13 protein-coding genes are annotated in these 11,903 nt (G+C 49.5%); 9 read left to right on the forward strand and 4 right to left on the reverse strand.

Annotation, left to right across the window (positions count from 1 at the left end):
• Window positions 1-246 precede the first annotated feature (246 nt).
• The gene (locus IFO68_RS06905) at window positions 247-828 is read left to right on the forward strand and encodes a VOC family protein (protein WP_192015220.1); all 582 of its coding nucleotides are present in this window, start codon (window positions 247-249) and stop codon (window positions 826-828) included.
• 53 nt (window positions 829-881) lie between these two features.
• Here the strand turns inward: IFO68_RS06905 and purU are convergent, their stop codons facing one another.
• Entirely contained in the window at window positions 882-1,715 is an 834-nt protein-coding gene (gene purU / locus IFO68_RS06910; protein WP_192015221.1) for a formyltetrahydrofolate deformylase, read from the reverse strand.
• Window positions 1,716-1,904: 189 nt separating this feature from the next.
• Here purU and IFO68_RS06915 point away from each other — a divergent pair, with 189 nt between their 5' ends.
• From IFO68_RS06915 to rnd, 7 genes are all read left to right on the forward strand, one after another.
• Window positions 1,905-3,857 (forward strand): DNA repair helicase YoaA, encoded by a 1,953-nt coding sequence (locus IFO68_RS06915; protein WP_192015222.1) that lies wholly within the window; start codon window positions 1,905-1,907, stop codon window positions 3,855-3,857.
• Complete coding sequence (tsaB, locus tag IFO68_RS06920; RefSeq protein WP_192015223.1) at window positions 3,858-4,562, forward strand: tRNA (adenosine(37)-N6)-threonylcarbamoyltransferase complex dimerization subunit type 1 TsaB; 705 nt, start codon at window positions 3,858-3,860, stop codon at window positions 4,560-4,562.
• A gap of 35 nt (window positions 4,563-4,597) precedes the next feature.
• Window positions 4,598-4,894, forward strand: a complete 297-nt coding sequence (locus tag IFO68_RS06925) for a chromosome partitioning protein ParA (RefSeq protein ID WP_192015224.1) — start codon at window positions 4,598-4,600, stop codon at window positions 4,892-4,894.
• A 56-nt stretch (window positions 4,895-4,950) separates the two neighbouring features.
• Entirely contained in the window at window positions 4,951-5,502 is a 552-nt protein-coding gene (locus IFO68_RS06930; protein WP_303453540.1) for a Slp family lipoprotein, read from the forward strand.
• 37 nt (window positions 5,503-5,539) lie between these two features.
• Window positions 5,540-6,457: an alpha/beta fold hydrolase gene (locus tag IFO68_RS06935; RefSeq protein ID WP_225445099.1), complete on the forward strand. Its 918-nt coding sequence runs from the start codon at window positions 5,540-5,542 to the stop codon at window positions 6,455-6,457.
• A gap of 119 nt (window positions 6,458-6,576) precedes the next feature.
• Window positions 6,577-8,274: a long-chain-fatty-acid--CoA ligase FadD gene (fadD, locus tag IFO68_RS06940; protein ID WP_192015369.1), complete on the forward strand. Its 1,698-nt coding sequence runs from the start codon at window positions 6,577-6,579 to the stop codon at window positions 8,272-8,274.
• A 154-nt stretch (window positions 8,275-8,428) separates the two neighbouring features.
• Window positions 8,429-9,550, forward strand: a complete 1,122-nt coding sequence (rnd, locus tag IFO68_RS06945; protein ID WP_192015225.1) for a ribonuclease D — start codon at window positions 8,429-8,431, stop codon at window positions 9,548-9,550.
• A gap of 63 nt (window positions 9,551-9,613) precedes the next feature.
• Here rnd and minE read toward each other — a convergent pair whose 3' ends face one another.
• From minE to minC, 3 genes are read right to left on the reverse strand one after another with little or no spacing between them, the layout of a single operon-like run.
• Window positions 9,614-9,874 (reverse strand): cell division topological specificity factor MinE, encoded by a 261-nt coding sequence (gene minE / locus IFO68_RS06950; protein WP_027253478.1) that lies wholly within the window; start codon window positions 9,872-9,874, stop codon window positions 9,614-9,616.
• Window positions 9,875-9,881: 7 nt separating this feature from the next.
• The gene (minD, locus tag IFO68_RS06955) at window positions 9,882-10,694 is read right to left on the reverse strand and encodes a septum site-determining protein MinD (protein ID WP_046222509.1); all 813 of its coding nucleotides are present in this window, start codon (window positions 10,692-10,694) and stop codon (window positions 9,882-9,884) included.
• Between the two features lie 21 nt (window positions 10,695-10,715).
• On the reverse strand, window positions 10,716-11,378 hold the full coding sequence (minC, locus tag IFO68_RS06960; protein ID WP_161446324.1) for a septum site-determining protein MinC: 663 nt from the start codon (window positions 11,376-11,378) through the stop codon (window positions 10,716-10,718).
• 238 nt (window positions 11,379-11,616) lie between these two features.
• Here minC and IFO68_RS06965 point away from each other — a divergent pair, with 238 nt between their 5' ends.
• Window positions 11,617-11,898 carry a YcgL domain-containing protein gene (locus IFO68_RS06965; RefSeq protein ID WP_192015226.1) on the forward strand — a complete coding sequence of 94 codons (282 nt, stop codon included), beginning with the start codon at window positions 11,617-11,619 and terminating at the stop codon, window positions 11,896-11,898.
• Window positions 11,899-11,903 lie beyond the last annotated feature (5 nt).

Genomic DNA, 11,903 nt, shown 5'->3' on the forward strand with positions numbered 1-11,903 from the left:
GTTTTTAAAAAGGTCATCCGGGTAGTGCTGACGGGAGCTTGCTGGCTGCAAAGGCGGCTGCATGGATACTAAAAATAGTTAGCCGTAATAATACCCATAAACACAGGGCAGTTGGCAAGGTGAAAAGGCGATAGAAGCTGAAATTTTTCTCATTGCAATGGCTGGCTGAAGGCTTGTTGCTCAAGGCTTTTGCTGGCAAAGATTCTGTGGATAATGGGTGACCTGAGATCAGTGAGGAGAAATCACATGCAAGATTTACTGCAGGCAAATCTGCAACCGGAGCAGATGCTGGCACAATTACCTGAATTTATGGGTAAAATTGAGAGGCTTGCTGAACTACTGGGGTTGGATCTTTCAGCCTGTCAGGCAGACCACATTGCCCTGCGCGTAAATAGTACTGCGTTAGCGACGGCATTGCATCAGGCATGGCTGGCATACGGTGAAGAGTGGTCAACCAATGTGATCAATGGTCGTCCTATTGTTGTGATTGGTTTTCATCAGCCTGTGCAAGCGGGCCAATGGCAGATTGAAGCACTGGAGCTGCCTTACCCGGGCGATAAAGCATACCCGGTTCAGGGGTGGGAGCATGTTGAATTTGTGGTGCCTTGTCAGGCGTCCACCACAGAGGAATTAAAAGTGGTTCTGGATGCGCGTTTTCCCGGATTGGACTGGGACAACTTGAAGCAAGCCGGTATTGATGTGAAAGCAAGTTCACCGGCAGGAGAGAAAGAGCGGCTGGCTAACCCGACCTTTGCGTTTAAGAAGGACGGGGTATGCATTAAGCTGCACCCGTGTTCGCTGAAAGCTGTGATTGAGAGTGAAGGCTGATCTGAGCCATAAAGCCAGGGCGGAGAAGCGATGAACACTTTTCCGCCACAGGTTTACAGCACCACGGTGCGATTGCCGTAAACGAACACCTTGTCTTCTACTACCAGGCTGAGTGCCTTGCTCAGAACAGATTTTTCGACATCACGTCCTGAACGGGCCATGTCTTCTGCACTGTAGTTATGATCAACCGGAATGACGTTCTGGGTAATGATAGGGCCTTCATCCAAATCATTGGTGACGAAGTGGGCCGTGGCACCAATGATCTTCACCCCGCGTTCATAGGCTTGCAAGTAAGGTTTCGCGCCAATAAATGCCGGAAGGAAACTGTGATGAATATTGATAATCCGGTGCGGAAACTGAGCGACAAAACCAGGCGTCAGAATACGCATGTATTTTGCCAGCACCACATAATCGGGTGAATACTGGTTTACACAGTCAAGTAATTTGGCTTCATGCTCTTCACGGCTTAAACCTTCATGGCAGACATGGTGGAAGGGGATATCAAACTTTTCCACCAGGCCAGCCAGTTTGTCGTAGTTACCAACGACAGCTGCAATGTCAATATCCAGTGTGCCGTCATAGGCTTTTACCAGGATATCGCCCAGGCAGTGTGCTTCTTTGGTCACCATAATCACGACTTTCTTGCGAGCAGAGCTCACCAGACGGCGGTGGCTGCCTTCAGGCAGGGCGCGATCCAGATCGAACAGAAAGGTTTCATCGTTAAACACCCCTTCCAGCTCAGTACGCATAAAGAACTGCCGATGGCGGTGATCGACAAACTCTTTGTTGTGGATAATGTTGAGCTGGTGTTTGTAGCAGATGTTGGTGATCTTAGAAATCAATCCCATGGCATCCGGGCAATCGGTGAGCAGGGTTTTCTTTTCCATGGTGTCCTTATGTTGCGTGCTTATATGTATTAGTTGTGTCATTAATTTTTTACATGGCTTTGATTTCGACGTCAAAAGATTTTGTGATCTGACTCAATAATTTTTCCTGGTAACTGCCGCTGGCTGTTACGGGGTAATCTTGGCATAATCCCGAAAGATACTGGATAAATAACCAATAGATTGGCCTTCATGATTGCAAAATTCTTTCAACCCGGCGGTGCATTGGAAAAGGCGATACCTGGCTTTCAGGCACGTCAGCCACAGATTGATATGGCAGAAGCGGTCGGGCGGGCAATTAAACACCAGCAGCAACTGGTGGTAGAAGCGGGTACAGGCACAGGCAAAACCTTTGCGTATCTGGTGCCGGCGTTGTTCAAGGGCCATAAAACCATTATCAGCACAGGCTCGAAAAACCTGCAGGAACAGCTTTTCTACCGGGATTTACCTTTGATGACCCAGGCGCTGGGCTATACAGGGAAAGTGGCGTTACTGAAAGGGCGCTCAAATTATCTCTGTCTCGACAGGCTCAGCCGTCAGATCACCGAAAGCCATGGTGGCTTTGTCGATCAGGGCATGCTGAGCCAGCTGGTGACGATCCGCAGCTGGTCTTCAGCTACCAAAACCGGTGATATCAGCGAATGTGATTCCATTGCCGAAGACAGCCCGGTGATTCCGACTATTACTTCAACCAACGACAATTGCCTGGGGCGCGAGTGCCCGTCTTTTGAAGACTGCTTTGTCGTGAAAGCCAGGCGAAAAGCCATGGATGCGGATGTTGTAGTGGTTAACCACCATTTGTTCATGGCGGATCTGGCCATTAAAGAAACAGGCTTTGGCGAGCTGATCCCGGAAGCGGATGTGTTTATTTTCGATGAAGCCCATCAGATCCCCGATATTGCCAGCCAGTATTTCGGCCAAAGTCTGTCGAGCAGACAACTGCAGGAACTGGCGAAAGACATTACTATCGGTTATCGCACTGAAGCACGAGATATGCGTCAGCTGGAAAAAACCGCAGACCGGCTGAGTCAGGCCGCTGCTGATATGCGATTGGTGATGGGCGAACCCGGCTATCGCGGCAACTGGCGTGAGGCGGTGAACAGCCCGGCCATTCAACGGGAGCTGACGAGGCTGAATGATGCACTGGATCTGGCACATGACGTGCTCAAACTGGCACTTGGCCGCAGTGAGTTGCTGGACGCCGCATTTGAACGAACCACCTTGCTTAAAGCCAGACTGACACGCTTGTGTGATACCTCGATCACTGGCTATTCCTACTGGTATGAATGCACCCCCCGCCATTTTACTTTGCATATTACGCCGCTGTCGGTCGCAGAGAAGTTTCATGAGCAGATAGAAAAGCAAAAAGGCGCCTGGATCTTTACCTCTGCGACACTGGCTGTTGATGAAGATTTCAGCCATTTCAGTCATCGCTTAGGGCTGCAGCCTGCGGAGCAGATGTCGCTGACCAGCCCGTTTGATTATCAGCAGCAGGCGTTGCTGTGTGTTCCCCGTTTTTTACCAGAACCCAACAGTCACGGACTGGCGGCCAAACTGGTGACTCTGATGGCACCTGTGATTGAGGCCAACCAGGGGCGGTGTTTTTTCCTTTGTACCTCGCACCAGATGGTACGGGATCTTGCGGAAGGCTTTCGCGCCTGCCTGGATTTGCCTGTGCTGGTTCAGGGAGAAACCAGTAAGCAAAAACTGCTTTCAGAATATCTGGAATTGGGAAATGCGCTGCTTATTGCAACAGGTGCGTTCTGGGAAGGTATTGATGTTAGAGGGCAGGCGCTGAGCTGTGTTATTATCGACAAACTTCCCTTTACCGCGCCGGATGACCCATTATTGAAGGCGCGGATAGAAGATTGTCGTCTGCGCGGCGGGGACCCCTTCGCGCAAGTTCAGATACCGGATGCGGTGATCACCCTCAAGCAGGGGGTAGGCCGGTTAATCCGTGACCAGCAGGATAAAGGCGTGCTGGTTATCTGCGATAATCGTTTGGTCACGCGCCCTTATGGCGCTGTATTTTTAAGAAGTCTGCCGCCGATCCCCCGTACGCGGGATGTTGACGGTGTCGGACAATTTCTGTCTGGACTGCACGCCGAGCAGCAAGCAGCCGACAGCCAGCATTCAGAGGCTTGAATGAGCAGTAAGATTTTAGCGGTTGATACCGCGACTGAAAATTGTTCTGTTGCGCTTTTAGTGGGCAGTGAAGTGATTGCGCGTTGCGAATTTGCGCCGCGTGAACATACTACCAAAATTTTGCCTATGGTTGATGAAGTCCTCGCCGAAGCGGATTTGCGTTTAACCCAGTTAGATGCGCTGGCGTTCGGTCGTGGCCCGGGGAGTTTCACCGGTGTGCGGATTGGCATAGGTATCGCTCAGGGACTGGCATTTGGTGCCGATTTGCCTATGGTTGGTGTGTCGACACTGGCAGCAATGTCTCAGGGAAGCTACCGTTTACATCAGGCTTGCCATACCCTGGCTGCTATCGATGCGCGGATGGGCGAAATTTACTGGGGGCAATATCAGCGTCAGCAAGATGGTGACTGGCATGTGCTCGGTGAAGAAGCCGTATTGCGTCCAGAACGGGTAGAGCAGCGATTGATCTCTGTACAGGATACCCGCTGGTTTACCGCAGGTACTGGCTGGCAAACCTATCAGGAACAATTACAGGCTTTGACTGTCGAAAAGCAGGCCGGCACAGTGCTTTACCCTGAAGCCCAGGATATGGCATGGCTGGCTCAATTTGCTCTGCAGCGTGGTGAAGCCGTAGACGCTGAACATGCCAGCCCTGTCTATCTGCGTGATGAAGTAACGTGGAAAAAATTGCCCGGCCGTGAATAATGCGTATTCACAGCTAACAAGACACACAGGTCAATATGGTCAACATACCTCGTTTACCGACAGCAACGCAGGCGCCGCAACGGCCGAAGCGAACCGATAAACAGCGAAAGGCTGAGCAGACAGCTGCGCCTGTTTCTCAGCCGACTGTGGTTGCTAAAGCGGTGGCGGAAACGATCAAGGATCCGGCTTTTATTGAAGAGGTTCAGGCCAGAGTGCAGTACGACAGCCCGCAGGGGAAAAATAAGCAGGCATTGTCGGCTTATCTCGATGTGCTGCATCAGGCTAAAAGGGAAGAATACTCTCATTTGTTAGGCGTGGATTTCTACGTTTGAGCTTCGATGCCGGCAGAGCATCAGACGCGAATTTCTTTTTTAACAAGGATCCTGTGGTGAAAAAATCTATATTGGCATTTGCCTTGATGGTATTGAGTGGTTGCAGTCAACTGCCAGACAGTCTGCAAACATCGACCGAAACACCAGTAACCGACTTAACCCAAGTGATTGAAGACCCTCAGGGTGTACAGGGTAAAGAGGTGCGCCTGGGAGGCGTGATTGCCTCAGTGGTCAATGAAGCGTCACGTACGCGGCTGGAAATAGCCAGCTTGCCTATAGATGAATCAGGCAAGCCTGAATTGAAAGCGTCGCCTCAGGGGCGATTTATTGCTTATGTTGATGGTTTTGCCGACCCTATCGAATACGCTCAGGGTAAACTGGTGACCGTTGCCGGTCAGCTGCGTGGCAGCGAGGTGGGTAAGATTGGTGATTTCGATTACACCTATCCTGTGGTGTTTGCTAAAGGCCAGCAGATCTGGCAAATCAAAGAGCAGATCCGTGTTGATGATGTGAGTGCCTACTACCGCTGCCTTGGTATCCGCTGTCAGTATATCCACTATGGTTTACGGCCAGATAATCTGGATGTCCAGTACCGCGTTACTCCTTAGTTACGACGACCTGCCTGATTGAACAGCGAAACTGACTATGATGTACGAAAGCCGATTACCGCTTGCTGACACTGAGCTGGCGGTAATCACGTCTTTTTCTCCTTGCCGGGAAAGTATACAGCGAGGCAAGCTCATTCCGATAAGCGATGCCGAAAGGCGTCGTCCTACGCTCTTGTTTCTGCACGGCTGGCACGATAACGCTGCCAGCTTTGCTGTGCTGTTTGAGCCACTGGCCGTGAGGTTCAATCTGGTTGCTGTCGACTGGCCCGGGCATGGTCTGTCTGCACATCGCCAGACAGATAATTATTATTATTTCATGGACTATGTCGACGATCTGGCTCAGATCATACAGTCTCTGTCATCTCAAAACCTTATGTTGGTTGGCCATTCTTTGGGGGCGCTGGTTGCGGCAGCCTATGCTGGGGCCTTTCCCGAATCGGTCACTGGACTGGTGCTGATCGAAGGGCTTGCGCCACTCCATGAAAGCGCTGAACGGGTGCCTGAAAGGCTGCGTCAGGGCATTGAAAGCCGGATGCGGCGCAGGCAGCGTCAGTCTGCAGAATTTAAACTGGATTCGTTTCAGGCCGCATTATCTGTTCGTTGTCGGGTAAACAGACTGACACCCGATCAGCTCAGGCCGCTGGTTCAGCGAGCGACCTATACCGACGGCAAACACTGGTACTGGCGTCATGACGATAAATTGCGTTGCGATTCGTTGTTCAGGATGACAAAGGAACAGGTTAAGGCGCTGATGCGGCAAATTGAGTGTCCGGTATTGTCAGTGATCGGTGATAAAGGCTTTTCCTATCTGAAAGAACCGGATGCTGGCTTGTCATGGCTGAGACAGGCCGGGCAAATAGTGGTACCCGGTGGTCATCACTGTCATCTTGATAGCCCTCAGCTTGTTTGTGAGCAGATTTTGCTGCTCAGTTCAAAAATCAATAAGCTGGTCTAATCAGTTGTGTTAATTCAATGTTAATTGTGCTGTAATGCTTGTATAGAACAAGTGTTTGAATGTCCCGCTACAGCCATTTTTGGCGCTTTAAGCCCTAATAAATATAAGGAGAGTGCATGGTGGATAAGGTTTGGCTTAACCGCTATCCGGATGATGTACCGGCTGAAATCAACCCTGATACTTACTCGTCATTGGTTGAACTGTTTGAACAGTCCGTCCAGAAATATTCCGATCAAACGGCCTATATCAATATGGGTCAGGTGATGACTTTCAGAAAGCTGGAAGAACGCAGTCGTGCATTTGCGGCTTATCTGCAAAATGACCTGAAGCTCGAAAAGGGTGATCGGGTGGCTGTCATGATGCCAAACCTGCTTCAGTATCCTATCGCGCTGTTCGGTATTCTCCGTGCGGGTTGTGTGGTGGTTAATGTTAACCCACTATACACACCTCGTGAACTGGAGCATCAACTGAATGACTCTGGTGCAAAAGCCATTGTGATTGTGTCGAACTTCGCTCATACGCTGGAGAAAATTGTCGAAAAAACCAGTGTTGAGCATGTCATTTTAACCAGTCTTGGGGATCAACTTTCCCGGCCCAAAGGCACTCTGGTTAATTTTGTGGTGAAGCACATTAAAAAGATGGTCCCTAAATACCACCTGCCGCATGCCACCTCGCTGAATCATGCGCTGAAGCGCGGGCGCAGAATGCAATACGTGAAGCCTTTCATTTCAGGAGAGGACATCGCTTTTCTGCAATACACCGGAGGGACTACCGGCGTAGCGAAAGGCGCAGTGCTGACGCACAGAAATATGATTGCCAATGTGCTGCAGGCTAAAGCAGCCTACGGACCCATTTTGCATGATGGTCGTGAGCAGGTGGTTACAGCGCTTCCGCTATATCACGTTTTTGCCCTTACTGTGAACTGTCTGCTGTTCATTGAAATGGGCGGCCAGAACCTGCTGATTACCAATCCCAGGGATATACCAGCTTTCGTCAAAGAGCTGAAGCGTTATCCGTTCACTGCGCTGACCGGTGTAAACACACTGTTCAATGCGCTGCTCAATAATGAAGATTTTCTTGAACTGGACTTCAGCCGTCTGCATCTGTCTGTAGGTGGTGGTATGGCTGTACAGCGTGCCGTTGCGGAGAAATGGTTAGCAACCACAAAGAACTATTTGCTGGAAGGGTATGGCCTGACTGAGTGTTCGCCGCTGGTGGCCGCTTATCCGCATAACCTGACTGAGTACAATGGTTCGATTGGCCTGCCTGTGTCTTCGACAGATATTCGTATTGTGGATGAAGAGGGTAACGTTCTGGCCATGGATCAAACCGGCGAACTGCAGGTCAATGGCCCTCAGGTGATGAAAGGCTACTGGCAGCGCCCTGAAGCAACGCGTGAGGTGCTGACAGAAGATGGCTGGTTATCGACAGGCGATGTTGTGCGCTTTGACGAAGACGGCTTCTTACATATCGTTGACCGTAAGAAAGATATGATCCTGGTCTCTGGCTTCAATGTGTATCCCAATGAAGTTGAAGATGTTGTCGCTTTGCACAGTAAAGTGCTGGAAGTGGCGGCAATCGGTCAGCCGGATGAAGCTTCGGGCGAGGTGGTGAAGATTTGTGTTGTGAAACGCGATTCCAGCTTGACCCGCGAAGAGTTGTTGTCGCATTGCCGTCAATACTTGACCGGTTATAAAGTGCCTAAAGTGGTGGAGTTCAGAGATGAATTACCGAAAACCAATGTCGGTAAAATTCTGCGCCGTGCACTGCGTGAAGAGTCAGAGAAGGTAGCGCAAAAAGAGACAGCGCAAGCATAATCCTGAATTTTAGGATAAACTTGTTCCAGGTTCAGTGCCGGCTTACATAGCCGGCACTTTGTTTTATGCCAGCAGCCAGTATTCATCTGAGAATGGCGTTAGAACACAGAGAAAACAGGCTGGTATCTGCTTGTTATGTTGAAAAAGGTGAGTTTTGAAATTTGAGATTATAACCACGAATGACAGACTGGCTGAGGTTTGCCAGCAGGCAAGTCAACAACAGGCGGTAATGTTGGATACCGAATTTGTTCGTACACGGACCCTGTTTGCTCAGTTGGGGCTGATCCAGCTTTATGACGGCGAACTTCTGTCTTTGATTGATCCTCTCAAGCTGACTGATATGTCGCCGTTATGGGCGTTAATGCAAAATCCTGATGTTGTGAAAGTGCTGCATGCCTGTGGTGAAGATCTGGAGGTGTTCCAGTCTGTTGCTGGCTGCATGCCCGCGCCTATGCTGGATACTCAGATCATGGCGGCCTTTATCGGCCACGGCTTGTCGACGGGATTTGGTGCCTTAGTGCAGGAATATCTGGGCGTTGAGTTGGAAAAAGGGGAAGCCAGAACGAATTGGCTTGCTCGTCCTCTGAGTGACAAGCAACTTGATTATGCCGCCGCAGATGTTTTTTATCTGTTGCCTTTGTATCAGCAGCTTTTGGCAAAAGTGGAAGCGAAAGGGTGGATGGATGCCCTGCGTCAGGAATGCGAAACCATGCTGGTAAAGCGCAGCCGTGTTCCCGACCCGGAGCAAGTTTACACAGACATAAAGAATGCCTGGCAGCTATCCCCTAATCAATTGGCTATCTTACAGAAGCTGGCTTCCTGGCGTCTTCGGGAAGCGAGAAAGCGCGATCTGGCACTTAACTTTGTGCTCAAAGAGCTGCATCTTTGGAAAATTGCTCGCTATGAAATCACCTCAAAAGCGGTTATGGCTCAGGAAGGTTTTGATGAGCGTGAGATTCAAAGACATGGTAATCGTTTGATTTCCATTGTGAAAGACGTTGAAAAAATGAGCCAGTTGGATTATCCGCAGCCATTGTTTCGTTTGATGGAAATGCCCGGCTATAAACAAATGGTTAAACGCATCAAAGATGAAGTAAATGCCGTGGCCAAAGAAACAGGGCTGGCGACGGAGTTTCTTGCCTCGAAGAAGCAAATTAATCAGTTGCTGAGTTGGGCATGGAAGAAGGGCTGCCCTGAAGATCAGTTGCCTGAAATGTTGTCTGGCTGGCGAAGAGCGCTTTTTGCTCACCGGGTGTTGCCTTTGGTTCAGGCTTAAAGCTTGTACGGTAACAAACCAAGTTAACACCTGAAAAAAATCCCCGGCGAACCGGGGATTTTTTTATTTTTCATCGGGCAGGGTGACATTGAGTTCCAGTACCGACAGGTCTTCTTCTTTCTGATCGAGGTGTACCGTGACATGCTCAGGTGAGACATCAACGTAACGGCGGATAACCTCAAGAATATCCTGTTTGAGCTGGGGCAGATAACTCGGATTACCCATACTCGCGGAGCGACGTTCAGCAACAATGATCTGCAGCCTTTCTTTCGCCACACTCGCGGTCGACTGTTTTTTGGGGCGGAAGAACTCTAGCAAAGCCATAGTGTGGTTAGCCTCCAAATATGCGTTTCAGGAAGCCTTTTTTCTCTTCCTCTAAGAATCGGAACGGGCGATCTTCACCCAGTAAGCGTGCAACTGTGTCCTGGTATGCCTGACCTGCATCTGAATCGGCGTCCAGGATAACGGGTTCACCTTTGTTAGATGCATTCAGAACAGACTGGCTCTCAGGTATGACGCCTAGCAGTGGAATGTGCAGAATTTCTTCAACATCCGCGACGCTGAGCATATCGCCATGAACCACACGCGAAGGATTATAACGAGTCAGCAATAAATGTTGCTTAACCGGTGATTCACTGTTTTCGGCTCGACGGGATTTAGAGTCGAGAATACCAAGGATACGGTCTGAATCGCGCACAGAGGCCACTTCAGGGTTGGTAGTGACTATCGCCTCATCTGCAAAATATAAGGCCATCAGCGCGCCTGTCTCTATGCCTGCCGGTGAGTCACAGATGATAAAGTCGAAACCCAGTGCATCTAATTCAGACAAGACTTTTTCGACACCTTCTTTACTTAGGGCATCTTTGTCACGGGTTTGTGAAGCCGGCAAGACGAACAGGTTGTCTACACGCTTGTCTTTAATCAGCGCCTGATTAAGTTTTGCCTCGCCATTGATAACATTGACGAAATCATAAACAACGCGGCGTTCACAGCCCATAATCAGGTCCAGATTCCGCAGGCCGATATCAAAATCAATGACGGCCGTTTTTTTACCTTTTAAGGCCAGGCCGGACGCAATGGCCGCACTGGAGGTCGTTTTACCTACCCCACCTTTACCTGAGGTCACCACGATAATTCGTGCCATCTGTATTATTCCTTTTCAAAGTTATACAGCCAGATGCTCTATATTTAAATTGTTGTCAGTCAGAGAGATAGCGACACTTTTTCCCCAAAAAGCGTCTTGAATTTTGTCACTTAGCCAATAATTACCAGCAATAGATATCAACTCTGACTGTAAATTATGGCAGAAAATCTGAGCATGAGTTTGGCCGCTGGCGCCGGCAATAGCCCGGCCACGCAAACACCCATAAATATGGATACATCCATCAGCAATAATTTCAGCACCTGCGCTGACATGATTCAATACGACGAGATCGCAATTTTTTGCATAAATCTGTTGCCCCGATCTAACCGGGGTGCGAATCACTTTTGCTGGCTCCATCACCGGGCTGGTGGCCCGGGCCTGCTTGGCGGCATTCATGATGGCAAAACCGGCTGATTTCGCCTGTGCTTGCAGGTGAGAGGGCTTGCAGCCACTGATCCCGACGGGGATCATACCCGCATCCTGAATGCCTTGTCGAAGTTGTTCGAAATCAAGTGCTCTGCCAGCCTGGCTGACATCAATCACCAGAGGCGCATGGGCAAAGAATGCCGGAGCCTGCTCCACTTTGTCCTTCAGGAAACTGATTGCCTGTTCTAAGCCGCCGTCAGCCAAGTGTAAGGATGAGAGCGTGTAACTGCCCCCTTTTAATTCTGCCGTTTTTGTCATGGCTTATTCATCTTACGCGGACAATTTCGCGCTCAGGTACGTTATCACATAGGTTATAGCATGTTATATTCCCAGGCAGGTCTCAGCAAGTTCTCCTTGTCAGAGTTCGGTATAAAGTTTAAATGATAGCCACAATGGTGAACGCAGAACGCAGAGGAACCCTGATCCTGATTCGGGGTGGAATGTTTTCTGCTTTTTGTGGTCAGATAATGGTGATTGGTAACCTGCAGGTCAGCTCATGTTTTGTGCAATTTATAAAAGCTCTAAAAAAGAAAACACCTATTTATATATCAATACCAAAGATGATTTTTCAGATGTACCTGAAGCCTTATTGAGCACTTTTGGTACACCTCAGTTTGTTATGGTGCTAAAACTGAGTAATGAGAGGAAGTTAGCGTTGGCGGATATCAATAAGGTACGGGAGTTGCTCTCTACCCAGGGTTATTACCTGCAAATTCCGCCTCCTGTGACTAACCTTCTAGACGAATACAAAGCAAATAAGTCAGAAAATAATACATGACGATG

The sequence above is a fragment of the Photobacterium arenosum genome, from assembly GCF_014841115.1.
Lineage (GTDB): Bacteria > Pseudomonadota > Gammaproteobacteria > Enterobacterales > Vibrionaceae > Photobacterium > Photobacterium arenosum.

Bases quoted from the DNA above. Each gene is read 5' to 3' on its own strand.
- IFO68_RS06905 (WP_192015220.1), top strand. From the start codon at position 247: ATGCAAGATTTACTGCAGGCAAATCTGCAACCGGAGCAGATGCTGGCA.
- purU (WP_192015221.1), bottom strand. From the start codon at position 1,715: ATGGAAAAGAAAACCCTGCTCACCGATTGCCCGGATGCCATGGGATTG.
- IFO68_RS06915 (WP_192015222.1), top strand. From the start codon at position 1,905: ATGATTGCAAAATTCTTTCAACCCGGCGGTGCATTGGAAAAGGCGATA.
- tsaB (WP_192015223.1), top strand. From the start codon at position 3,858: ATGAGCAGTAAGATTTTAGCGGTTGATACCGCGACTGAAAATTGTTCT.
- IFO68_RS06925 (WP_192015224.1), top strand. From the start codon at position 4,598: ATGGTCAACATACCTCGTTTACCGACAGCAACGCAGGCGCCGCAACGG.
- IFO68_RS06935 (WP_225445099.1), top strand. From the start codon at position 5,540: ATGATGTACGAAAGCCGATTACCGCTTGCTGACACTGAGCTGGCGGTA.
- minE (WP_027253478.1), bottom strand. From the start codon at position 9,874: ATGGCTTTGCTAGAGTTCTTCCGCCCCAAAAAACAGTCGACCGCGAGT.
- minD (WP_046222509.1), bottom strand. From the start codon at position 10,694: ATGGCACGAATTATCGTGGTGACCTCAGGTAAAGGTGGGGTAGGTAAA.
- minC (WP_161446324.1), bottom strand. From the start codon at position 11,378: ATGACAAAAACGGCAGAATTAAAAGGGGGCAGTTACACGCTCTCATCC.
- IFO68_RS06965 (WP_192015226.1), top strand. From the start codon at position 11,617: ATGTTTTGTGCAATTTATAAAAGCTCTAAAAAAGAAAACACCTATTTA.